A 22524-nucleotide genomic window follows, 5' to 3' on the forward strand; every position below is an offset into this window, starting at 1 on the left:
GTCTAGGCGGTGTGAGTATCACCGCCTACCGAAAACTTCATGTAGCGTGACCCGAAACTGTCCAACAAAATGTCCGCATCCCCTTTTGTCGTTTAACCCTCAAGTGCTGACCCATCTTCGCGAACGTTGGGCGCAACTGGGAACTTGGGCTCAAATCGGTCTCATCCTTGCCTCGCTCGCCACGGTCGCGTGCCTTTTCTTTATCCCGCTGCCCTCCCCGCACACCATTCGTGACTGGGTGGGGTCTACTGGCCCCTGGGCGCCACTGGCATACCTGGTGTTGATGGTTCTGTGTACCCAGTTCCCGTTCCCTCGCACAGTCTGGACGCTGACCGCGGGGCTGATGTTTAACCCGTTGCTGGGCATCACGCTGATGTTCCTGGGACTCGCACTATCGGCGACCATTTCCGTGTTGATTTTCCGCCGCGTCGGCGGTCGGTGGCGGCCGGCCGAGGATGGTGACGACCCGCGCGTTGGGACCTTGCGCGAGCTGATTGAACAGCGTGGTTGGCTGGCCGTGCTGGGGCTCCGGCTCGTGCCAGCGGTGCCGTTTAGCTTGTTAAACTACGCCTGTGGCCTGGTGCGCATCCCCCTCCCGGGTTTCCTTTTTGCCACGGTGGTGGGCAGCGCTCCCAATACTGTCGGTCTTATCATTGCGACCAATAGCCTTACCTCCCAGCACCTGGACTCCGGGACGCGAATGCTGTGGCTCGTGGCCTCAGCCTTGTTGATGCTGGCGGGTCTGGCTATCGCTTCCCGTGAGGCCTGGCTCTGGCGCAAGCTCGTGAGCAGCAGGCCTTAGAATAAAAATCACCGGCGCACACGCGCCGTCGCGGTTGGTGTGCCCCCGCCACCGCAGGACACCAGCCAACGTCCCGCAGTTCCCAATAAGAAAGCCCTGACAGCAAGTGTTCGCAATTTTCGCTTCCTACCGTGGCCGGTCCCGCCGCCGGGCGGAATACGTCGAAGAGGTCACCGAAGCCTTTGCTAATGCGGACTCCGTTCTGAACGTGGAACAGGTCGGGGTCGAGGACCTGCTCTGCCACACCGAGGGGGCTGAGGAGACACTCGCGGTCGTTTTAAGCCTGATCCAGGCCGGGGACTTCGCCATCGGTATCGGGCGGACGGTGACCATGGCCGAGACCTACCCAGAAGGCGCTGAGGAATGGGAGGAATTGGCACCGCACGAGCAGATGGCCGCCACGGGCGAGGTCGCTCGGCGGGCGGTCCGCATCCGGCAGCGGGCTGGTGAGGTGAGCGTCCGCCTGGAGCTTCCTGGCTCGGACCACACCCAGGCACCGGGCAAGGGGACGGAGATCGCCGAAGATATCGCCGCCGCGTTCACCCTCATCGCCCATGTGTTGGCCCGGCGCACGAAGGAGGGGCGCGAGGCTACGGCACTCCTGCGTTCCGGTTACTCGCAATCGGAGGCAGCGGAGGTCGTCGGCATCTCCAAGCAGGCGATGAGCCAACGGCTCGCTTCTGCGGGTTGGCAGGCCGAGCAGGCCGGGTGGAACCTTGCGGTGCACATGCTCGCCCGCGTGGACGAGCTGGGCTGACTCACACCGAGCTCGAGGCAACTGCCGAAGTTGGCACTGACCCTGCCCGAGTCAAACCGTGGCACAAAACGCCCCGTGGAAATAAGGGTTGGCTACTCCCCGACCGTCACGAAGTCGATCAGCCGCTCCACTGCCCCCAGCAGCGAGGAATCGAGGTCCCGGAAGGTCTTCACGGAGGAATAGACCTTCCGCCAGCCATCCTGCGGGGTTCCCCAACCGAGTTGCTGGCACACCCCGGTCTTCCAATCAATCCCACGCGGAACATGAGGCCAGGATTTGATTCCAACTGAGGATGGCTTCACGGCTTCCCAGATATCGATATACGGGTGGCCGGTGACCATCACATGGGGGCCAAGGCTCTGCACGAGCCGCATTTCCTTGGTGCCTTCGATCAGGTGATCGGCGAGTACGCCGACCCGCCGATCCGCGGTGGGCTGGAACTCGGCGAGCCTCTCGTGGAGGTTGTCCAGGCCCTCGATGTACTCCACCACGATGCCCTCGACGCGGAGGTCGTGCCCCCAGACCCGCTCGACGATCGCGGCGTCGTGAATCCCCTCCACCCAGATACGGGAAGGGGCGGCGACCTTTGCTTCGACGTTGGCGACCCGCCGGGAACCAGAATTGGAGATCGTGGGCTGGGCGGGCACCTCGCGGGGCGCGACGTACCGGCTGAGGCTGACTCGCTGCCCCTCGAGGAGAAAACCGCCAGGGCGCAGCGGGAACAGGCGCTGGGAGCCATGGCGATCCTCGAGCTTGACGCACCAGCCGTCGATAGTCTTCTCCCCGCCGACGACCTCTCCCACGAAGTCATCGGCGAGAACCTCGATGATAAGCCCAGGTTCGGCGGGCACCTCCGGATACTGTGGCCGCTTCGTGCGCGCGTGACCTTGAAAAATGTCGCCTGCGTAGGGGTCGCGATTGTTGAAGCTCATGGCTGTCAAGCTTAGGCTAAGGCGAATGAAAGAGGTCGGTGGCGCAATGCCTAATGCTGAAACGAAGCGGCTAATCCGCAGCCAGCTGTGGTCCCCGGTGCAGAACACGTCCCTATGGTTGGCGTGGTGGCTGCACGGGGTTATTAGCACCGACGAGGTGATCGACTCCTTCCACGCGGTGCAGGGCCGGCATCACCGGGTGCTGGCCCGAGCCGGTGGGACGGTATCCGGAACCGCCGCAGAGGCGGATGAGGCCACCGGTTTGATCGACCTCCTCAAGACCGTGCGCGCAGTCACTGAGGGAGCACCCGTCGGCTTGGAACACCGGCCGTTGGTGAATTTGGTGCTGGCTGGAATGGGGGATCCGCCCCCACTGCCTGCTGGGGAGGCTGCTTCGGCGGTCGCCGCGGCGGGTGCGGGGATTGCCTTTGCGGACGAAGACCCGCTCGTCCACCACGTCGCCGTGCCCGAGATCGTTGATTCCTCGGTGATCTACTGGCACTGGCACACCGCCGAGGGCCGGGCTCCGCAACTGCCAACTAACGGGCCGGGCGACGCGGATGCGATGTTGCGACAGGCGACGGATCGGGCGGTTGCAGGAATCGAATCCAGTGGAGTGATGGTTCGCTGGCCCACCGGCTCGGTCGGGCCACGGATGTTGGTGGGGGCGCTGAGCGATGCTTTCGGTGTGCCGGGGTTGCCGGTGAACGTTCCCTCGCGCGCGGAGAAGCTCATGGCCCGTGCGGACTATGTCGCGGCCATTATTGATGTCGCGCGTGATTCGGCGCCGCAGTCAAGCCTCGATCCTTTTCTCCTGCCGCTGGGGCGGGCGGTGCGTATTGCTCGGATGACCGCGGTGGATTATGCACAACGAGAACTGCTCCGTTAGTCAAGCCATTTACCTTGACTAACGGAGCAATTCTCCAGGAGCTTTTAGCGGCTCATCACTCGATCATGCGCACCGCGTAGGGGCTCATGCCGTTGTAGCGGACGTCGGAAATCTTGACCACATCGCCCGACTGCGGGGCCTCGATCATCTTCCCGTCGCCGAGGTAGATCGCGACGTGGTACTCGGCGTTCGGTCCCCAGAAGAGCATGTCGCCACGCTTGATCTCCGAGACCGGGATCTTGCGGCCCTGGTTGTACTGGTAGCCGGTGTAGTGACCGATATCCAGGCCCACTGCAGCGAATGCGTAGAGGGTCAGGCCGGAGCAGTCGAAGCCGATCTTCTGGTAGTCGCCGTACTGGTCTGCCACGCCCCCGTCTCGAATTCCGAGCGTCGGGCCATTGGTATTGCCACCACCCCAGGCGTACTGCACGCCGAGCTGGCCCATCGCGCGGTCGATCACGCGCTCGATCTTCTCTTCAGCGGTGCCGCTGGTGTCGACGGTGGTGTCCGTGGCCGGCAGGTTCTCGTTATCCGGTGCCGTGACGGGCGGCATCTCGCCGGGGCGTTCCTCCTGAAGGCCGGTCTCCGGGTTAATTAGGATGCCCTGGGACTCTGCCTGCTGAGCTGGGTTATCGCCCTGATCCGAGTTCTCTGCTTCTACGGTCGGCTCGGCCTGCTGCTCAGCTGGCTCCTGCGCGGCTTCGGTAGGGGTCGTCGTCTGGTTCTGCGACGGCGCCTCGCTGGTAGCCGGAGTGGTCTGCGTGCTCTGTGCATTGCCCGCGTTAGCGACGAGCTGATCGTAGTGCTGGCCGGCGGTGTTGCGGCCCGCTTCACCAGCGGCACGCAGCGCACCGGCACGGTCCTGACCGTTGGCGGCGGCAGTGGCGCCCGCCCGGAAGGCGTCCTGGCCAGCAGCGATCAGACCATCGATGGCCTTCTGGCGGTGATCGTCACCAGAGCTGGATTGTTCGAAGCTTGCGGGGGTTTCTGGCGCAGTAGTTGCCGCGGTGTCCGGCGTAGGCGCCTCGGACGGCGCCTGGGTTTCAGTCGTTGCAGCAGTAGTCTCAGCGGTGTTGTCTCCGGAGGCTGGTTCCTCAGTCTGTGGCGTGTTCTGCTGTGGAGTATCTGGTTGCTCGGAGCTCTTAGCGGAGTCCTTCTCCGCCTTCTCCTCGACCAAGTTTGCGGCCTTCTCGGCAGCGGCGCGCTTTTCGAAGGAGGACGCCTTCGGCTTCTGGTTTGCCAGCGTCTCGATCGCGCTCTTGGCTGCGCGAAGCTTCGCCTGAGCCTGCTCGGCCTGACGCTTGAGCTTCTGGTACTCCGCGAAGATCGTCTGCAGCTGCTGCTGCGAATTGCGCAGCGTTTCCACGGCAGTCTGATGCGCCTTGACTGCATTCTGGACTGCGTTATCCGCGGCCTCGCGGGATGCGCGAAGACGAGATTCTTCGTTTGCGCTCTGGGTGCGTGACAAGTCCAGGCGGTTGACTACGCCCTGCTGCTTTTCGGTTGCGAGACGAACATAGCTGGCGCGATCCAACTGGGACGCTGCGGAATCGCCTCCCGCAGCGAGAGTTACCGGAGCTGTGTGGCCTCCCTGCTTATATGCAGAGCGGGCGATCTCGTTTAGCTTCTCTTGGGCAGTGTTGACGTCCTTTTCGGCACTGTCTAGTCGCTTGCGCGCGGACAGCGTCTTATCCTGCGCCTCCTGGGCGGCCTTTTGGCTGCGCTCCAGGTCCACGCGGGATTTATTTGCCGCCTCGCGGATGCCACCCATCCGGTTGAGGATGTTGTCAACCTCGGATTGCTTGCTGGAGGTCTGGTCCACTAGGTCCGCGAGGTATGCCTCAACGGACTCCTGGTCCTCTGCTAGTGCGGGTGCGGTGGCCGTGTGCGCATAGATGCCAGCGGTCACAGCGACCGCGAGAAGAGTGCGACTAGACCGCGCGATGTTTGCCGTATCGGTACGGCCGATGCTCGGGCGAGATAGCACGTTAAAGATCTCCTGGTTGACGGTGGACATCCACAGGAAGGTCGCCCGCGGTCCGGTTTATCTCACTTCCCCATGAGATGAAGCACGGTCCAGGGGGTGTCCGAAAGCTTCGGCGCAGCTCGAGTAACTCGAGTGCCCTCCTGTTTCAGTCGATGACGTTGAAAACCCTAGGGCACAAATGCATAACGGAGCGACTCAATTCACATAAGTATCAAATTAAACACACGCCACTTTGGTCATGTCATATGGCTTGACCAGCGGAAAGGTAAAGAATTGGCAAATTTGTGAGGTGGGTCACATTTAAGGTGTTGATGGCGTGTCTGTTTGAAGTGTGCAAGAAAGCTCGCAAATCGCTGAACTTTCAATTTAGGTACGTCAAGCCTCTGGGGTTGACCCGACTTTCGGCGGTTCGGTTGTGCGGTCTTTCTCTGCTGTTTCGTGACCTTAAGCTCCGAAAGGCGCGATCAACTGACAGTCCCCCTGTTATTGCCCTGATGCCCCGCTGGGCGTGAGCTGGAGTGGAGGGACTCAAGGTTTGGGGGCGAGGGTGCGAGCATATGGCGCCGCTAAATCGCCTGCGGGTGGTTGCAGTCGCTTGTGTTTCGCTAGCGGGATCGCTGCGCGAACAAGGCCGTGATGGCGATCGATAGAATGATGATGCCCAGCAGGCCGTTACTGACGGCAGTCGTCGGTGTTGCTGTGTCGTCTATCGCGCTGAGGAAATTCTCGACCGCGTCTACGTTGAGGTTGCTGTGGAGCTTCTCATGGTTCCGCTCCAGGGTGAAGCGTGGGTAGATGTCGGATACCGACGTGCCCCACTTTGGTGTCATCACCAGTGTTGTGTCCGAACAAGTAGCATCGTGAAGGATTTGCGCGAGGTCTCGCTCAGTTGCCGGCTCGAGCTGGGTGCTGTTGAGGACCGCGAGCTGAATCCGCGATCCCCCTTCCGCGTTACTCAGCGCGGCGCGCATTCCCGACGTTTCAGGCTCCACGCGATCCGCAATTTTGGGGTCCACCCACAATGTGTCCTTTTCGAGGCTGCTAATGATCTGCGGCGCATCGATTCCGAGCTTGGCGAATTTCTGTACGGTGTCTGGATGGGGTGACGTGGCTGCGGGGCACGCAGTGTTGGTCATAAGAACTCCATCCGGAACTTTAAAGGGGAACTTGAGGGTTTGGTTCCATGAAGTGTAGATCATGGCTGTCTCGTCGCGCATCTTGGCCCGGTAATTCAGTTTTCTCTTGAGAGGCTGTGCGGTCTGTGGGTGGCCGGGGGTAATGCCCTTCCGGGAAGTGGCGTCGAAAGATTTCTAAACGTAACGGCCGTACTGTTAATGTCGGTGGCAGACGTCACCGGGAAAACCTGCATAATAGAGGTGTACTCCCCGTGCTACGTCCACGACGAACTCCGGGACGTAATTTTAAGGAGCGCTCCCCCGCGCTCCAGCCCGCGGAGCGACTTATCGACTACGAGAAGAGACTCAGGAGCTAATAGTGACTGAAAGCATCAACTCCTTCGACGCGAAGGGCACGCTGGAGGTTGGCGAGAAGAGCTATGACATCTTCCGCCTGTCCGCAGTGCCTGGCATGGAGAAGCTCCCTTATTCCCTGAAGGTGCTTGGCGAGAACCTGCTGCGGAACGAGGATGGCAAGAACATCACCCGTGAGCACATCGAGGCCATCGCGAACTGGGATCCCAAGGCTGATCCGTCCATCGAGATCCAGTTCACCCCGGCTCGTGTGATCATGCAGGACTTCACCGGCGTGGCCTGCATCGTTGACCTCGCAACCATCCGCGACGCAGTGGTCTCCCTGGGCGGCGACGCTGACCAGGTCAACCCACTGAACCCGGCTGAGATGGTCATCGACCACTCCGTCATCATCGAGGCATTCGGTTCTGATGCAGCCTTCGAGAAGAACGTCGAGATCGAGTACGAGCGCAACGAGGAGCGCTACAAGTTCCTGCGTTGGGGCACCGGCGCCTTCGAGAACTTCCGCGTCGTTCCTCCGGGAACCGGTATCGTCCACCAGGTCAACATCGAGTACCTCGCTCGTTCCGTCTTCGAGAAGGACGGCGTGGCCTACCCGGATACCTGTGTTGGTACCGACTCCCACACCACGATGCAGAACGGCCTGGGCATCCTGGGCTGGGGTGTTGGTGGCATCGAGGCCGAGGCTGCAATGCTTGGCCAGCCGATCTCCATGCTCATCCCGCGCGTTGTTGGCTTCAAGCTCAGCGGCGAGATCCAGCCTGGCGTGACCGCAACCGACGTCGTCCTGACCATCACCGACATGCTGCGTCAGCACGGTGTCGTCGGTAAGTTCGTTGAGTTCTACGGCGCAGGTGTTGCCGAGCTGCCGCTCGCAAACCGCGCAACCATCGGCAACATGTCCCCTGAGTTCGGTTCCACCGCCGCGATGTTCCCGATCGACCAGGAGACGGTCGACTACCTGGCTCTGACCGGCCGCGACCAGGAGACCCTGGACCGCGTCGAGGCTTACGCCAAGGAGCAGGGCATGTGGCTCGACCCGGAGGCCGACGTCGAGTACTCCGAGTACCTCGAGCTGGACCTGTCCACCGTCGTTCCGTCCATCGCTGGCCCGAAGCGTCCGCAGGACCGCATCGAACTCACCGACTCCAAGTCCCAATTCCGCAAGGACCTGCACAACTACATCGACACCGCAGTCGGTGAGGACGGCGGCACCTTCGACGCTGAAGGCCCAAGCACGGACGACACCTCCAAGGCCGAGGGCACCCCGGCTTCCGCTGCAGACGCCAAGGGCAACCTCCCGTCCGCAGCCGCTGGTGCTGAAGGCCGTCCGTCCGCTCCGACCACCGTCAACTACAACGGTCAGGACATCGAGCTGGACCACGGTATGGTCGCCATCGCGTCCATCACCTCCTGCACCAACACCTCCAACCCGTCCGTCATGCTCGGCGCAGGCCTGCTGGCACGCAACGCCCGCAAGAAGGGCCTGAAGGCTGCACCATGGGTCAAGACCTCCATGGCACCGGGTTCCCAGGTCGTCACCGGCTACTACGAGAAGGCCGGCCTGTGGGAGGACCTCGAGGCAATGGGCTTCTACCTCGTCGGCTACGGCTGCACCACCTGTATCGGTAACTCCGGCCCGCTGCCGGAGGAGATCTCCGAGGGCATCAACCGCTCCGACCTGGCTGCTACCGCAGTCCTGTCCGGTAACCGTAACTTCGAGGGTCGCATCAACCCGGACGTCAAGATGAACTACCTGGCGTCCCCGATCCTCGTCATCGCTTACGCCATCGCCGGCACCATGGACTTCGACTTCGAGACCCAGCCGCTGGGCCAGGACCAGGACGGCAACGACGTCTTCCTGAAGGACATCTGGCCGTCCACCGAGGAGATCGAAGAGGTCATCAAGTCCTCCATCTCCAAGGAGATGTACGTCTCTGACTACGCCGACGTCTTCAAGGGCGACGAGCGCTGGCAGGGCCTGGAGGTCCCGACCGGCAAGACCTTCGGCTGGGATCCAAAGTCCACCTACATCCGCAAGGCTCCGTACTTCGACGGCATGAGCCGCGAGCCGGAGGCAGTGAACAACGTCGAGGGTGCACGCGTCCTGGCTCTGCTGGGCGACTCCGTCACCACCGACCACATCTCCCCTGCCTCCACCATTAAGCCGGGCACCCCGGCTGCTCAGTACCTCGACGAGAACGGCGTTGCCCGCAAGGACTACAACTCCCTCGGCGCACGTCGTGGTAACCACGAGGTCATGGTTCGCGGTACCTTCGCGAACATCCGCCTGCAGAACCAGCTGCTGGACGGCGTTGCAGGTGGCTACACCCGCGACTTCACCCAGGAGGGTGGCCCACAGTCCTACATCTACGATGCTGCAATGAACTACAAGGAGCAGAACACTCCTCTCGTGGTTCTCGGCGGCAAGGAGTACGGCACCGGTTCCTCCCGTGACTGGGCTGCAAAGGGCACCCTGCTGCTCGGCGTTAAGGCCGTCATCGCAGAGTCCTTCGAGCGCATCCACCGCTCCAACCTCATCGGTATGGGCGTTGTTCCGCTGCAGTTCCCGGAGGGCGAGTCCTGGAAGTCCCTGGGCATCGAGGGCACCGAGACCTTCGACATCACCGGTCTGGAGAAGCTCAACGAGGGCGAGACCCCGAAGACCGTGAAGGTCGTCGCTACCAAGGAGAACGGCGAGAAGATTGAGTTCGACGCCGTGACCCGTATCGACACCCCGGGCGAGGCTGACTACTACCGCAACGGCGGTATCCTGCAGTTCGTCCTGCGCAACATGATGGACGAGAACAAGTAGTTCTCCCCATCTGCTGAGGGGCCTTCCGGCCTAGCCGGTGGGCCCCTCTCCCCTTTTCTTAAACTTTTTCTTCGACCCCGCGCGACCCCAAACCCCATATCGAAGGCGCGCAACCAAGGAATCTGCCATGCCCATCGTCAGCGACCGTGAACTATCCCGCCGTCGTCGGGAGATTATCGAGCAAGCCCGTGGTTGTTTCGCGCAATATGGCTACGAGGGGGCGACCGTCGCCCGGCTGGAGAAAGCCACCGGCAAGACCCGGGGCGCGATCTTCCACCACTTCGCAGACAAGGAAGCTCTCTTCCTCGCGGTGGTGCGGGAGGATGCCGCCCGTCACGCGGAAGTCGTGTCGAACCACGGCCTCATTGAGGTTATGCGGCACATGATCACGCACCCGGAGACCAACAGTTGGTACATCACGCGTGCGGAAACGATCCGCAAGCTGCGTACCGACCCGGAGTTCGAGGCGCGGTGGCGCAAGCACCAGCAGGTCCTCGATGCCGCCATCCGGGCTCGCCTGTCCCACAATGTCTCGATGCGCACCGATGTTCCGCTGGAGGTCATCCAGACCTACCTCGAGACAGTGATGGACGGGTTGATGACGAAAATGGCCGAAGGAGCTGACACCACGCAGCTCGAGAAGATGCTCGACCTCGTCGAGCAGTCGGTGCGCGGCGAGTAGCCCTCGCAGTTAGACGTCGGCGACGTCGCCCGTGCCGTTTTCGAAGTCGAGCGGGTTGCGGTCAAACGCTTCCCCGCGCCCGACGGACTCGACGATGACGTCAGCGACCAGTTCGCGCGCCGTCTCGGACGCGGGGTCCATGGCGCCATCCAGCACCGTGACGCCTGCTGCCGCGTCGTCGGTCAGGCGGGTCGGTCCCAGGATCTGGTAAGGCAGGGTGGATCCGAGCAGTCGCTTGTCGACGGCCTTCTTGGATTCGACGTAGGCGTACCAGGAACCGCCGTCGTCCTCGGTTGTTGCCTCGGAGGCGCCTGCGTAGGAGACCATGACGGTGAACGGGGCTGCGTCCCCGAGGGACTCGAGCGCGTCGATCATCGCCATCGCGGCGTCGCGGTCGACAGCGTAGGTCAGCTCCGCGGAACCGCCTCCAGCACCGGCGGACCAGACCACCACATCGAAGGGGCTCAGCAGACGCGCCCAATCCTCTGTGCTGATCGTAGTGAGATCGCGCACAATCGCGGTCGCACCCTCGTCGACGAGCTTTTGGACGTGCTCGGGGTTGCGGACCAGGGCCGTGACGCTGTGGCCTGCTGCGACGAGCTTCGGGATGCTGTGGCGCGAGACGTTACCGCCTGCGCCAAGGACAAGAACATGCTGCTTTTTCATGGCGCCCACCCTACACCCCTTTTCTAGGTGCATTTTTCCAGGTCTATACTGGCCGCATGTATGCAATCATTACCACTACCGGCAAGGATCGCCCCGGTGTTATCGCCGCCGTCGCGAAGGCGGCAGCCGACGAGGGCCTGAATATCGTCGACGTCTCCCAGACCATCATGGATGACTTCTTCACCATGATCATGCGCGTGGAGCTGCCGGAAACAGACGTGGATATGGGCGCCCTCCAGGAGGCCTTTGACGCCGCGGGCCAGCCGCTGGGCATGGTCGTGCGCATCCAGTCCGAGGCTCTGTTCAGCGCCATCAACGATATTTAAGGCGGCGCGGCGTGAACTTCGAATTCTCTTCTGCCCGTTTCCTCGAGGTCATCCGGATGATCGAGGACTACCGCCTGGACATCCGCACGGTGACGATGGGCATTTCACTGATCGGCTGCACCCGCTCCACCATGGAGGCCACGGCGCAGGCGGTCTACGATCGCGTGACTGAGCGTGCCCGCGACCTGGTGCCGGTGTGTGAAGGCATCGAGCGTGAGCTCGGGATCCCGATCGTCAACAAGCGGGTCTCCGTCTCCCCCGTCTCCCTCGTCGCCGCCGGCGTGGAGGGCAACCCGGTGGAGATCGCCAAGGCGCTGGACCGCGCCGCCGGCGAGCTGGGCGTGAACTTCGTCGGTGGCTACTCCGCGCTCGTCGAGAAGGGCGCGACGACCTCCGACGAGCGGCTCATCCGCTCTATCCCCGAGGCGCTGTCCACCACCGGCGCGGTCTGCGGCTCGGTGAACGTCGCGACCTCCCGTGCCGGCGTGAACATGGACGCCGTCGGCCTGATGGGCCGGGTGGTCAAGGAGGCAGCCGAGCTGACCAAGGACGAGTCCTCCATTGCGTGTGCGAAGCTCGTGGTCTTCGCCAATGCTGTCGGGGACAACCCGTTCATGGCGGGTGCATTCCATGGCATCGAGGAGCCGGACACGGTGATTTCCGTCGGTGTCTCTGGCCCGGGCGTGGTGAACAACGCCATCGCCCCGATGTCTGGTGCCTCCCTCAACGAGATCGCCGAGGAGATTAAGAAGGCTGCCTTTAAGATCACCCGCGCGGGCCAGCTGGTCGGCACGATGGCCGCCGAGCGCCTCGGCGTGCCCTTCGGCATTGTCGACCTCTCTTTGGCCCCGACCGCCGAGGTGGGCGACTCGGTGGCGCACGTGCTCGAGAGCATGGGTCTGGACCAGGTCGGTACCCACGGCACCACCGCTGCTCTGGCCCTGCTCAACGACGCGGTCAAGAAGGGCGGCATGATGGCTTGCTCGCGCGTGGGCGGGCTATCCGGGTCCTTCATCCCGGTCTCCGAGGACAAGGGCATGATCGACGCCGTCCGCGAGGGCTCCATCACCATGGACAAGCTCGAGGCCATGACCAGCATCTGCTCGGTCGGTTTCGACATGATCGCCATCCCGGGTGATACGTCCGCTGAGCTCATCGCGGGCATGATTGCCGACGAGGCCGCCATTGGCGTGATGAACCATAAGACCACTGCTGCTCGCCTCATCCCAGTGCCGGGCACGAAGCCGGGCGATGAGGTCAACTTTGGTGGCCTGCTGGGCTACGCCCCGGTCATCCCGGTCAACGCGAAGGGCAACGACGCCTTCGTCCACCGCGGTGGCTTCATCCCAGCCCCGGTGCACGGCTTCCGTAACTAGCGAAACTTCCCGAGCGCGGACCAGCACAGCGTCTAAAGGTCGGCGCTGTGCTTGGCTGCAGCTCGGTTTTTTCGTGTCCACGGTGGCGTCATTACGTATTCTGGTGGCACTTTGTTGTCTACTTCACAGCGACGAGGGGCTACAGCCGTGACGCAGCCGACGCGCATGCCGCGCACTCAATTGAAGTTTAAATCTGGGTTGGAGACCCCTCTGGTGCCCGAACGAGGCGAGGACTATTACGCCGCCCCCAACCCGATGCGGGATCGCAGCGGAGTCTTCGAAGCGGTGCGGGGAGCAGGCCCCGCGCCATACCTGCGTTCGCTGCCCGGTCGCGTCGTGTTCTTCCTGATCTTTGGCCTTTTCGGCGGCGTTTTCGCGCTGATCGGCTTCAGGTTCCTGCTCAGCGACCTGAGTGAAACCGGGTCGTGGAGAGATAAATTCGACACCATTGACATCTTCTTTGCCATCATCGGCAGCATCTTTGTGTGCGTCGCGGCGTACGCGATCTCGCGCGATCTTCACCGGCGTAAGCGGATCATCACGGCTTGGAAGAATGGTTGGATCGACTACTATCCGGCGCTCGTTGGGCAGTTCTATCACTGCCGCACTGATGTCAGCAGCTCCAGCGACTCCGGCCGGACGTTCCATTACTACTACCGGGCCCCGCTGACCGTGCTTCTCCCCGACGGCACGACCCGGCAGATGCACTCCTTCGAGTTCGAAATGAGCCGCAAACCCGACTGGTACCGTTCCCGCTTCAACATGGCGAGCTCCGAGGGGGATGCCACGGTGGATGACTGGAACAATAACGGCTGGGCGATCGTGGGCATCAGCCGTCGCCCAGGCCAAACCCACGCGGAGCTGGACTCCGGGCTGACGCAGAAGCAGCGCGAAGCCGTCTTCAACCTTGCGGAGCGCAACTGGTTCGGGCGGGCCGGCTGGGCCTGGTAAGAGCGGAAGCACCGCGCCGTTACCTCTCCGACTAACCGTCCAATGACGGCGGCGCCTACGCCAGCTCGACGATCTCCATGTACTCGTCGTTCCACAGGTCCTCCACACCATCGGGCAGGACGATGACCCGCTCCGGCTCCAAAGCCCGCACGGCACCCGGGTCGTGGGTCACCAGCACCACCGCGCCCTCGTAGGTGCGCAGCGCGTCCAGGACCTGCTCTCGGGACTGCGGGTCCAGGTTATTCGTCGGCTCGTCGAGCAACAGCACGTTCGCCCGCGAGGAGACCAGCGTGGCAAGGGCCAGGCGCGTCTTCTCACCGCCCGAGAGCGTGCCCGCGGGCTGATCCAACTTCTCCCCAGAGAACATGAACGCGCCCAGCAGGCTGCGCAGCTCCTGCTCATCGGCGTCGGGGCAAGCGTCGATGGCGTTCTGCCATACGGACTTTTCCCCGTCGATGGTGTCGTGCTCCTGGGCGAAGTAGCCGATCTTGAGCCCGTGGCCCGTGACGATGCCGCCCTCCCCGTCCGTGCGCTCCACCCCGGCCAGCAGCTTCAACAGCGTGGTCTTACCGGCACCGTTGAAGCCCAGGACGACGACGCGGCTGCCCTTGTCGATCGCCAGGTCCACGCCCGCGAAGACCTCCAGGGAGCCGTACATCTTTGTCAGCCCCTTGGCGAACAGCGGGGTCTTGCCGCACGGGGCGGGTTTCGGGAAACGGATCGAAGCGACCTTATCCTCGACGCGCACCTCATCCAGCTGGTCGAGCATCCGGTCAGCGCGGGCAACCATCTGCTTGGCGGCGCGGGCCTTGTTCGCCTTCGCCCCGAACTTATCCGCCTGCTTCTTCAACGCGGAGGCCTTCTTCTCTGCATTCGCCCGTTCCCGACGTCGACGCGCCTCGTCCAGGGCGCGGGCGTCCAGGTACTTCTTCCAGCCCATGTTGTAGACATCCGCCTCGGCGCGGACCGCGTCCAGGAACCAGACCCGGTTGCAGACCGCCTCGATGAGCTCGACGTCGTGGGAGATCATGATCAGCCCACCCTCGTGCTTGGAGAGGAAGTCCTTCAGCCAGGCGATGGAGTCCGAGTCCAGGTGGTTGGTCGGCTCGTCGAGCAGCAGGGTGGTCTTGGAGCGCCCAGAACCTGCCGTGGCGGCGAAGAGAATCTGGGCGAGCTCCACGCGGCGGCGCTGTCCACCCGAGAGGGTCTTCAGCTGCTGGTCGAGCACCCGTTCCGGCAGGCCCAGCGCGTCGCAGATGCGGGCAGCTTCGGCATTGGCCTCGTAGCCGCCCAGCGAGTGGTACTGCTCCTCCAACCGGGAGTACTTGCGGATCGCGGCGTCGCGCTTGGAGTCCGTCGTCGCGGTCTCCATGATCTCCTGCTGGCGCTCCATGGACTGCCGGATCCGGTCGAGCCCGCGCGCCGAGAGGACGCGGTCCCGGGCACTCTGTTCGATGTCCCCTTCCTTCGAGTCCTGTGGCAGGTAGCCCAGCTCCCCGGAACTGACGACACTGCCGCCGTAAGGCTCGGTCTCCCCCGCCAAAATCCGCATCGTGGTGGTCTTTCCAGCGCCGTTACGGCCCACCAGCGCGATGCGGTCGCCCGGCTGCACCCGCAGGTGCTCGCCGGGGGCGGTGAGGAGCGTGCGCGCGCCCACCCGAACTTCCAGATCCTTCGTCACAATCACAGGCAATACCCTAACACTGCCAGGCCCTTAGCTAGATTGGGGGCATGAGCTGGAGTATTAGCGCAGCCCCTGCGGCGCCCGCCCGGGGTGCCGGGCCGCGCCAAATCAACATCATTGGTTTGGGGCCAGCGGGCGCGATCCTCGCGCTGCGCGCCGCCGAGCGGGGTTGGCAGGTGCACGGCTACGACCCCGGTTCTCGTCCGGACGCAGCAGGGGCGGACGCGTGGCCAGCCTGGCCCGCCACCTATGGAGCCTTCGCCCCGGAGGTCCCCGACTGGGCCGATGAGCTCTTCTCGCCTGCCGAAGCCATCCGCGTGACCCCCACCCCGGGGAGCACCAAGCAGTTAGGCTTTCGCTACCGGATGATGGCCAAAGGCGCCCTGCGAGCCGGGGCGGCCGAGGCAGTGAGGTACGCCGGGGGAAGCCTGCACGCCGAAGCCATGACCGAGGAACAATTCGCCGACTTGCCGGGGCTCACGGTGGACTGCCGCGGGGCGGCCACAGGCGGTGCGCTGTGGCAGATTGCGGTCGGTTACGTGCTCCGCCCGGTGCCGGGATCCGGCGCCACGCTGTCGGAAGCGCTGATCACCCCCACGCTGATGGACTGGACAGCCTCCCCCGCGGCAGAACCCGGTGGCGCCAAACCCAGCTTCCTCTACGTCCAGCGCCTCCCCGAAGGCTGGCTGGCGGAAGAGACGATCCTGGCAAGCTCCTCCCGCCCCACCGACGCTGACTTCGCCCTGCTGCGCTCCCGGCTCGACTCTCGGATTACTCGCCTCCAGGGCAAGGGCTGGAGCGAGGATCTGGAGGTCGTGGATGAGGAGCTCGTCGCCATCCCGATGGGCACCATCGCTGCTGGCTCAGGGGTGCTCGCCTTCGGGGCCCGAGACGGGTTCATCCACCCTGCGACCGGCTATTCGGTCGGCACGGCACTGCAGGAGGTGGATGGCTTCCTCGACCGCGTGGAGGCGAAATACGCTCGAGCAACACACAGTGGGGCGAATCTTATGGGGCTGGCTCGGCGGGCGAACGTGACCCTCGCCCGGGCACTGCGGCGGATCGGTTCCCTGCTTGTCGCCGAGGCCGACACCGAGGACGTCCAAAGCTTCTTCGCCGCCTTCTTTTCCCTGTCCACCGCCGACCAGCTGGCTTACCTTTCCGGGCGCAGCGGGCTGCGCACCGCCAGAACCATGTGGCGGTTAAGGAAAAACACCGGGTGGGTTCACCCGGTGTTACTCCCCCTCTATCGCCGCCCCTGGCGGTACCTACGCTTCGGCCTGCAGCGAAATTAGACCGAGAAGCCGAGGTAACGCAGCTGCTCGCGGCCTTCCTCGTTGATCATCTGCGGGCCCCAGGCTGGGGTCCAGACCCAGTTGATCTGCAGGTCCTCATACTCCTGGAGCGTGCTCAGCACCGCGGTCTGCGCTTGGTCCTCAATCATGTCGTGCAGCGGGCACGCCGGGGAGGTCAGCGTCATATTGATCATGACAGTCTTGCCCTCATCCCAGATGTCGTATACCAGACCAAGGTCGACGACGTTGATGCCCAGCTCCGGGTCGATGACGTCGAGCAGGCACTCCTCGATCTTGCCGTAACGCTCAAGATCCTCCTGGCTTGGGTTTGCCGGTGGCTCCGGAACCTCGTTGAGCGGCGATGGGTCCATCTCCGGGCTGGAAGGGTTCTGTTCAGACATTGCTTTCCTCGCTTTGGGGGTTGGGCTTAAGTGCCGTGAAAGAAACGGTGGGTTGTCGGTTAACGGTTGATCTTTATGCGTTCTCGGTCTGCTCGGGCGGGGTGACGCCCGCGTCGATCGCGGCGGCCTCGAAGGCCTTCCAGCCCAGCAACGCGCACTTCACGCGGGCCGGGTACTTGGAGACACCGCTAAAGGCGATGCCGTCGCCGATGAGGTTCTCGTCGCCCTCCAGCTTGCCGCGGGAGGTGATCATCTTCTCGAACTCCGCGAGCTTCGCGAAGGCCTCGGTGACCGGCAGGCCCACGATCTCGTCGGCCATCACGGAAGTGGAGGCCTGGCTGATAGAGCAGCCCACTGCGTCGTAGGAGATGTCCTGAACCGTCTTGTGGTCCTCGCTCAGGTGCACCCGCAGCGTCAGTTCGTCACCACAGGAAGTGTTGACGTGGAAGACCTCCGCGTCATAAGGCTCGCGCAGGCCGGCGTGCTCCGGGTGCTTGTAATGGTCCAGGATGACCTCCTGGTACATCTGTTCCATTCTCATGTACTTTCACCACCGTTTGAAGGTTGAGGTTGTGTAGTTGGGTTCAGGTCTTCTGCTACGTGGGGGCGATGACGTCCTGAAAAGGAGCGTCACCACCCCGGCGGCGGGGCTAGACGCCGAAGAACTCCTGCGCCTTGCGAATGCCCTCGACGAGCCGGTCGATCTCCCACTTCTCGTTATAGACGTAGAAGCTGGCGCGCGCCGTGGCCTGCACGCCCAGGCACGTGTGGGCCGGCCATGCGCAGTGGTGTCCCACCCGGATGGAGACTCCCTGGTCGTCCAAGATCTGACCCAGGTCGTGCGGGTGGATTCCATCGACCACCATGCTCACCGCGCTACCCCGGTTGTGCATATCGGTCGGACCGATGATCCGCAGGCCCGGGATCTCGCTGAGCTGGGCCAGCGCATAGGCGGTGAGCTCGTGCTCGTGGGCGGCGACCTTGTCCATGCCGAGCGCGTTGAGGTAGGCCACCGCAGCGCCAAGCCCCACGACCTGGGAAGTCATCTGGGTGCCCGCCTCGAACTTCTGCGGGGCGTCGGCGAAGGTGGAGCCCTCCATCGTCACCTTCTGGATCATCGACCCGCCGGTGAGGAACGGTGGCAGCACCCGCAGGTGCTCCTTCTTGCCGTACATCACGCCCACGCCGTTGGGCCCCAGCATCTTGTGCCCGGAGAACGCCGCGAAGTCCACATCTAGGTCGTGGAAGTCCACCGCCATGTGTGGCACGGATTGGCAGGCATCCAGCACGAAGAGTGCGCCGACCTCGCGGGCGCGTCGCACAGCCTCCTTGACGTCCAGCACCGCACCGGTGACGTTGGACTGGTGAGTCAGAGCCACGACCTTCGTCTTCTCACTGAGCTGCAGGCTGTCCAGGTCGATGCGGCCGTCCTCAGTGGCGCGGAACCACTTCAAGGTTGCGCCCGTGCGACGTGCCAGCTCTTGCCAGGGCACGAGGTTGGCGTGGTGCTCCAGCTCAGAGACGACGATCTCGTCGCCCTCGGTGACCTGCAGCTCCCCTGCCCGCGAGTCCCCCAGGATGAAGGCCACCTCGTTGAGCGCCTCGGTGGCGTTCTTCGTGAAGGCGATCTCCTCATCCGCCGCGCCAACGAAGGCCGCGATGGCCTCGCGGGCGCCCTCATACGCGTCGGTGGCCTCCTCCGCGATCTGGTAGGCACCGCGGTGGACCGGGGCGTTGTGCTTGGTCAGAAAATCGCGCTCCGCGTCCAGCACCTGCAGGGGGCGCTGCGCGGTCGCCCCGGAATCGAGGTAGATCAGCGGCTGGCCGTCCCGAACGGTGCGGGAAAGGATGGGGAAATCCTGTCGGATCGCGTGGGTGTCGAGATGAGTATCAACCATGAAAACCTTCGATTCTTCGCTTCTCTAACCGCAGTGACGCGGTTGAAGCATGCCTGCGGGGATTGAAAACCCACCCCAGGGGTCGCGGGGTGGGACTTTCGGTGCGTCTTTAGGCGTTGACGAACTTGTCGTAGCCCTCGTTCTCCAGCTGCTCTGCCAGCTCCGGGCCACCGGAGGTCACGATGCGGCCGCCGGCGAAGACGTGCACGTGATCCGGCTTCACGTAGTTCAGGATGCGCTGGTAGTGCGTGATCATCAGCACGCCGCCGTTCTCGCGCTCCTGGTAGCGGTTGATGCCCTCGGAGACGATGCGCAGGGCGTCGACGTCCAGACCGGAGTCGGTCTCGTCCAGGATGGCGAACTTCGGCTTCAGCAGGCCGAGCTGCAGCACCTCGTGGCGCTTCTTCTCGCCACCGGAGAAGCCCTCGTTGACGGAACGCTCGGAGAAGGACGGGTCGATGTCCAGCTCCTTCATCGCCTCGCGGGCCTCCTTGACCCACTCGCGCAGCTTCGGGGCCTCGCCACGGGTGGCGGTGGCCGCGGAGCGCAGGAAGTTAGCCATGGAGACACCCGGCACCTCGGTCGGGTACTGCATCGCCAGGAAGAGGCCAGCGCGGGCGCGCTCATCGACGTCCAGGTCGAGGAGGTTCACGCCGTCGAGCAGCACCTCGCCCTCGGTGACCTCGTAGCGCGGGTGACCGCTGATGGCGTACGCCAGGGTGGACTTACCGGAGCCGTTCGGCCCCATGATGGCGTGGGTCTCGCCGGAGTTGATGGTGAGGTTCACGCCGTTGAGGATCTTCTTCGGCTCGTCGTTCTCGTCCGAGGGCAGGACCTGGGCGTGGAGGTTCTTGATCTCAAGAGTGCTCATACTAGTGATGTTTCCTTTGAAAGATTCTTGGGAGGATTAGCGGGTTAGAGGACGGTGCGCTCAAGCTCGTTGCCGACGAGCTCTTCCAGGTGTTCGCGGACGGACTCCACCGGGATGCGGCGGATGACGTCCGTGAAGAAACCGCGGACGATGAGCATCTTGGCCTGCGCCTCCGGAATGCCCCTGGCCTGCAGGTAGTACATCTGCTCGTCGTCGAAGCGACCCACCGTGGCAGCGTGGCCAGCACCTGCGATCTCGCCGGTCTGGATCTCCAGGTTCGGCACGGAGTCCGCACGGGCACCGGTGGTCAGCAGCAGGTTGTTATTGGTCTCGTAGGTGTCCGTCCCGGTGGCCTCCGGGCGAATCAGGACGTCGCCGATCCACACGGTGCGGGCGTCGCGCTTACGCTCGGACGCCGGGCGATCCGCGTCGGCCGGGTCGCCCTGCAGTGCGCCCTTGTAGAGCACGTTGGAGCGGCAGTTCTGGACGGAGTGGTCGATGAGCAGACGCTGCTCGAAGTACTGATCCGCATCAGCGAAGTTGACGCCCAGCATCTCCACGTCGCCACCCGGTGCGGTGTAGCGCACGTGCGGCACGGAGCGCAGGATCTCGCCGCCGAATGCCGCGTAGGCGTGGCGGACGGTGGCATCTCGGCCAGCCTGGATGTGGGAGTTGGAGAGGTGGACGCCGTCGTCCTCCCAGTCCTCCAGCACCACGGTGACCAGCTTCGCGCCGTCGCCGACGACGAACTCGACGTTGTCGGAGTGCGCGCCGGAACCCTGATAGCGCAGGATGACGACGGCCTCGGCGTGACGCTCGAGCTCGACGACCAGGGTGCTGTAGGAAACCTGGTCCTCGCCCGGGCCGGTGATCGTGATCTCGATCGGCTCGGTCAGTGTGGTGTCCTTCGCAACCTGGACGTAGTCCGCGACCGGGGCGTTCTCCCAGGCCTGGGCTGCGGCGCGGTCGACCGGTGCGCCGGCCAGACCGACGCGCGGGTCGGAAGAATCAACCTTCGTCACGGAGACGTTGTCACCGGCATTCTCCGGGACCTCGATGACGACGTTGGCGTCCGTCGGCGCTGCGGCGGTGCCGTCGTGCAGGCCACGAAGACGTCGCAGCGGGGTGAAGCGCCAGTCCTCGTCGCGGCCCTTCGGGATCGCGAAGTCCTCAGCCTTGAAGGAGGTGAAGCGGTCGCCCTTGGTCTGGTGATCGGTTCCCGCCTTGACGGTTTGGTTCTGAACGTTTTCCAAGGTGGTCATCTGGCTTAGCCCACCGATCCTTCCATTTGCAGTTCGATCAGACGGTTGAGCTCAAGCGCGTACTCCATCGGGAGCTCCTTGGCGATTGGCTCAACGAAGCCACGAACGATCATCGCCATCGCCTCGTCCTCCTCGAGGCCTCGGCTCATCAGGTAGAAGAGCTGGTCCTCGGAGACCTGGGAGACGGTTGCCTCGTGGCCCAAGGTGACGTGGTCGTTGCGGATGTCGTTGTACGGGTATGTGTCCGACCGCGAGATGGAGTCCACCAGCAGGGCGTCACACTCAACCTGGGAGGCGGAGTGGTGCGCATTCGGGTGTACCTCGATCAGGCCGCGGTAGGCCGCGCGGCCACCGGAGCGGGCCACGGACTTCGAGACGATGTTGGAGCTGGTGTACGGCGCCATGTGGGTCATCTTCGCGCCGGTGTCCTGGAACTGGCCTTCGCCTGCGAAGGCGACGGACAGGACCTCGCCCTTGGCGTGCGGACCGGTCATCCAGACGGCCGGGTACTTCATGGTGACCTTGGAACCGATGTTGCCATCGACCCACTCCATGGTCGCGCCCTCTTCACACTTGGTGCGCTTGGTGACGAGGTTGTAGACGTTGTTCGACCAGTTCTGGATCGTCGTGTAGCGGCAGCGGCCGCCCTTCTTCACGATGATCTCGACGACTGCGGAGTGCAGGGAGTCGGTCTTGTAGATCGGGGCGGTGCAGCCCTCGACGTAGTGAACGTAGGCGTCCTCGTCGACGATGATGAGGGTGCGCTCGAACTGGCCCATGTTTTCCGTGTTGATGCGGAAGTAGGCCTGCAGTGGGATGTCCACGTGGACTCCCGGCGGCACGTAGATGAAGGAGCCACCGGACCACACAGCGGTGTTCAGCGCGGAGAACTTATTATCGCCCGCGGGAATCACGGTGCCGAAGTACTCCTTGAACAGCTCCGGGTACTCCTCCAGGGCGGTGTCGGTGTCGACGAAGATCACGCCCTGCTCCTCCAGGTCCTCACGGATCTGGTGGTAAACAACCTCGGACTCGTACTGCGCGGCGACACCGGCGACGAGGCGCTGGCGCTCCGCCTCCGGGATGCCCAGCTTGTCGTAGGTGTTCTTAATATCCTCCGGCAGATCCTCCCAGCTCGTGGCCTGCTGCTCGGTGGAGCGGACGAAGTACTTGATCTGGTCGAAATCGATGCCGGATAGGTCCGCGCCCCAGGTGGGCATGGGCTTCTTGTCAAAGATCTCGAGAGCCTTGAGGCGGCGCTCGAGCATCCACTCTGGCTCGTTCTTCTTGGCAGAAATATCCCGGACGACGTCCTCGTTCAGGCCACGGCGCGCGCTGGCGCCGGCGTCGTCGGAATCGTGCCAACCGTAGCCGTAGGCACCGATCGAGTCGATGATTTCCTGATCGGATTGCAGTTTGTCAGCAGCTTGAGTCATAGAT

Annotated in this window: 20 protein-coding genes; 9 read left to right on the forward strand and 11 right to left on the reverse strand. The window is 63.6% G+C overall.

Annotated features, from left to right (window positions below; genetic code table 11):
• Nucleotides 1-238: 238 nt before the first annotated feature.
• Nucleotides 239-802, forward strand: a complete 564-nt coding sequence (locus tag QP413_RS01085) for a TVP38/TMEM64 family protein (protein ID WP_284780166.1) — start codon at nucleotides 239-241, stop codon at nucleotides 800-802.
• A gap of 106 nt (nucleotides 803-908) precedes the next feature.
• Entirely contained in the window at nucleotides 909-1559 is a 651-nt protein-coding gene (locus QP413_RS01090) for a DNA-binding protein (RefSeq protein WP_148811833.1), read from the forward strand.
• Between the two features lie 92 nt (nucleotides 1560-1651).
• Here QP413_RS01090 and QP413_RS01095 read toward each other — a convergent pair whose 3' ends face one another.
• Nucleotides 1652-2491, reverse strand: a complete 840-nt coding sequence (locus QP413_RS01095) for a DUF3097 domain-containing protein (protein WP_284780169.1) — start codon at nucleotides 2489-2491, stop codon at nucleotides 1652-1654.
• Between QP413_RS01095 and QP413_RS01100 the strand changes: the two genes are divergently transcribed.
• The gene (locus QP413_RS01100) at nucleotides 2478-3380 is read left to right on the forward strand and encodes a hypothetical protein (protein ID WP_284780170.1); all 903 of its coding nucleotides are present in this window, start codon (nucleotides 2478-2480) and stop codon (nucleotides 3378-3380) included. The two genes, QP413_RS01095 and QP413_RS01100, sit on opposite strands and share 14 nt — an antisense overlap.
• Nucleotides 3381-3435: 55 nt before the next feature.
• Here QP413_RS01100 and QP413_RS01105 read toward each other — a convergent pair whose 3' ends face one another.
• On the reverse strand, nucleotides 3436-5397 hold the full coding sequence (locus QP413_RS01105; RefSeq protein WP_148792362.1) for a DIP1281 family NlpC/P60 protein: 1962 nt from the start codon (nucleotides 5395-5397) through the stop codon (nucleotides 3436-3438).
• A gap of 575 nt (nucleotides 5398-5972) precedes the next feature.
• The gene (locus tag QP413_RS01110) at nucleotides 5973-6503 is read right to left on the reverse strand and encodes a DUF6676 family protein (protein ID WP_284780171.1); all 531 of its coding nucleotides are present in this window, start codon (nucleotides 6501-6503) and stop codon (nucleotides 5973-5975) included.
• 358 nt (nucleotides 6504-6861) lie between these two features.
• Between QP413_RS01110 and QP413_RS01115 the strand changes: the two genes are divergently transcribed.
• Together QP413_RS01115 and QP413_RS01120 are read left to right on the forward strand one after the other, a co-directional pair.
• Nucleotides 6862-9672 carry an aconitate hydratase gene (locus tag QP413_RS01115; RefSeq protein WP_284780172.1) on the forward strand — a complete coding sequence of 937 codons (2811 nt, stop codon included), beginning with the start codon at nucleotides 6862-6864 and terminating at the stop codon, nucleotides 9670-9672.
• A 127-nt stretch (nucleotides 9673-9799) separates the two neighbouring features.
• Nucleotides 9800-10354 carry a TetR/AcrR family transcriptional regulator gene (locus QP413_RS01120; protein WP_012360268.1) on the forward strand — a complete coding sequence of 185 codons (555 nt, stop codon included), beginning with the start codon at nucleotides 9800-9802 and terminating at the stop codon, nucleotides 10352-10354.
• Between the two features lie 9 nt (nucleotides 10355-10363).
• Here QP413_RS01120 and QP413_RS01125 read toward each other — a convergent pair whose 3' ends face one another.
• The gene (locus QP413_RS01125) at nucleotides 10364-11020 is read right to left on the reverse strand and encodes an NAD(P)H-binding protein (RefSeq protein WP_284780173.1); all 657 of its coding nucleotides are present in this window, start codon (nucleotides 11018-11020) and stop codon (nucleotides 10364-10366) included.
• Nucleotides 11021-11076: 56 nt separating this feature from the next.
• Here QP413_RS01125 and QP413_RS01130 point away from each other — a divergent pair, with 56 nt between their 5' ends.
• The 3 genes from QP413_RS01130 (at nucleotide 11077) to QP413_RS01140 (ending at nucleotide 13673) form a co-directional block, all read left to right on the forward strand.
• Nucleotides 11077-11346 carry an ACT domain-containing protein gene (locus QP413_RS01130; protein WP_070758901.1) on the forward strand — a complete coding sequence of 90 codons (270 nt, stop codon included), beginning with the start codon at nucleotides 11077-11079 and terminating at the stop codon, nucleotides 11344-11346.
• 11 nt (nucleotides 11347-11357) lie between these two features.
• Nucleotides 11358-12722: a PFL family protein gene (locus QP413_RS01135; protein ID WP_284780174.1), complete on the forward strand. Its 1365-nt coding sequence runs from the start codon at nucleotides 11358-11360 to the stop codon at nucleotides 12720-12722.
• Between the two features lie 147 nt (nucleotides 12723-12869).
• On the forward strand, nucleotides 12870-13673 hold the full coding sequence (locus QP413_RS01140; RefSeq protein WP_284780175.1) for a hypothetical protein: 804 nt from the start codon (nucleotides 12870-12872) through the stop codon (nucleotides 13671-13673).
• 55 nt (nucleotides 13674-13728) lie between these two features.
• On the opposite strand, the gene QP413_RS01145 is transcribed toward QP413_RS01140, so the two are convergent.
• Entirely contained in the window at nucleotides 13729-15360 is a 1632-nt protein-coding gene (locus tag QP413_RS01145) for an ABC-F family ATP-binding cassette domain-containing protein (protein ID WP_284780176.1), read from the reverse strand.
• 44 nt (nucleotides 15361-15404) lie between these two features.
• Between QP413_RS01145 and QP413_RS01150 the strand changes: the two genes are divergently transcribed.
• Nucleotides 15405-16652, forward strand: a complete 1248-nt coding sequence (locus QP413_RS01150; protein WP_284780177.1) for a lycopene cyclase family protein — start codon at nucleotides 15405-15407, stop codon at nucleotides 16650-16652.
• Here QP413_RS01150 and QP413_RS01155 read toward each other — a convergent pair.
• From QP413_RS01155 to sufB, 6 genes are all read right to left on the reverse strand, one after another.
• Entirely contained in the window at nucleotides 16649-17053 is a 405-nt protein-coding gene (locus tag QP413_RS01155) for a metal-sulfur cluster assembly factor (protein ID WP_012360260.1), read from the reverse strand. The two genes, QP413_RS01150 and QP413_RS01155, sit on opposite strands and share 4 nt — an antisense overlap.
• A 73-nt stretch (nucleotides 17054-17126) precedes the next feature.
• On the reverse strand, nucleotides 17127-17594 hold the full coding sequence (gene sufU / locus QP413_RS01160; RefSeq protein WP_284780179.1) for a Fe-S cluster assembly sulfur transfer protein SufU: 468 nt from the start codon (nucleotides 17592-17594) through the stop codon (nucleotides 17127-17129).
• A gap of 109 nt (nucleotides 17595-17703) precedes the next feature.
• Nucleotides 17704-18951: a cysteine desulfurase gene (locus QP413_RS01165; protein WP_284780180.1), complete on the reverse strand. Its 1248-nt coding sequence runs from the start codon at nucleotides 18949-18951 to the stop codon at nucleotides 17704-17706.
• Nucleotides 18952-19060: 109 nt separating this feature from the next.
• A complete protein-coding gene (gene sufC, locus QP413_RS01170) occupies nucleotides 19061-19822 on the reverse strand; it encodes a Fe-S cluster assembly ATPase SufC (protein ID WP_070758909.1) in 762 nt (253 codons plus the stop codon).
• A gap of 44 nt (nucleotides 19823-19866) precedes the next feature.
• Nucleotides 19867-21084 carry a Fe-S cluster assembly protein SufD gene (gene sufD, locus QP413_RS01175; protein WP_284780182.1) on the reverse strand — a complete coding sequence of 406 codons (1218 nt, stop codon included), beginning with the start codon at nucleotides 21082-21084 and terminating at the stop codon, nucleotides 19867-19869.
• 5 nt (nucleotides 21085-21089) lie between these two features.
• Nucleotides 21090-22520 carry a Fe-S cluster assembly protein SufB gene (sufB, locus tag QP413_RS01180; RefSeq protein ID WP_012360255.1) on the reverse strand — a complete coding sequence of 477 codons (1431 nt, stop codon included), beginning with the start codon at nucleotides 22518-22520 and terminating at the stop codon, nucleotides 21090-21092.
• Between the last annotated feature and the right edge of the window lie 4 nt (nucleotides 22521-22524).

Origin of the sequence: Corynebacterium sp. UMB4614 (assembly GCF_030217065.1) — a bacterium.
Classification (GTDB): domain Bacteria; phylum Actinomycetota; class Actinomycetes; order Mycobacteriales; family Mycobacteriaceae; genus Corynebacterium.

Excerpts from the sequence above, each read along its gene's own strand:
- QP413_RS01155 (WP_012360260.1), bottom strand. The coding sequence starts at position 17,053 with ATGTCTGAACAGAACCCTTCCAGCCCGGAGATGGACCCATCGCCGCTC.
- QP413_RS01165 (WP_284780180.1), bottom strand. The coding sequence starts at position 18,951 with ATGGTTGATACTCATCTCGACACCCACGCGATCCGACAGGATTTCCCC.
- QP413_RS01130 (WP_070758901.1), top strand. The coding sequence starts at position 11,077 with ATGTATGCAATCATTACCACTACCGGCAAGGATCGCCCCGGTGTTATC.
- sufB (WP_012360255.1), bottom strand. The coding sequence starts at position 22,520 with ATGACTCAAGCTGCTGACAAACTGCAATCCGATCAGGAAATCATCGAC.
- QP413_RS01105 (WP_148792362.1), bottom strand. The coding sequence starts at position 5,397 with ATGTCCACCGTCAACCAGGAGATCTTTAACGTGCTATCTCGCCCGAGC.
- sufU (WP_284780179.1), bottom strand. The coding sequence starts at position 17,594 with ATGAGAATGGAACAGATGTACCAGGAGGTCATCCTGGACCATTACAAG.
- QP413_RS01150 (WP_284780177.1), top strand. The coding sequence starts at position 15,405 with ATGAGCTGGAGTATTAGCGCAGCCCCTGCGGCGCCCGCCCGGGGTGCC.
- QP413_RS01125 (WP_284780173.1), bottom strand. The coding sequence starts at position 11,020 with ATGAAAAAGCAGCATGTTCTTGTCCTTGGCGCAGGCGGTAACGTCTCG.
- QP413_RS01120 (WP_012360268.1), top strand. The coding sequence starts at position 9,800 with ATGCCCATCGTCAGCGACCGTGAACTATCCCGCCGTCGTCGGGAGATT.
- QP413_RS01110 (WP_284780171.1), bottom strand. The coding sequence starts at position 6,503 with ATGACCAACACTGCGTGCCCCGCAGCCACGTCACCCCATCCAGACACC.
- QP413_RS01095 (WP_284780169.1), bottom strand. The coding sequence starts at position 2,491 with ATGAGCTTCAACAATCGCGACCCCTACGCAGGCGACATTTTTCAAGGT.
- sufD (WP_284780182.1), bottom strand. The coding sequence starts at position 21,084 with ATGACCACCTTGGAAAACGTTCAGAACCAAACCGTCAAGGCGGGAACC.
- sufC (WP_070758909.1), bottom strand. The coding sequence starts at position 19,822 with ATGAGCACTCTTGAGATCAAGAACCTCCACGCCCAGGTCCTGCCCTCG.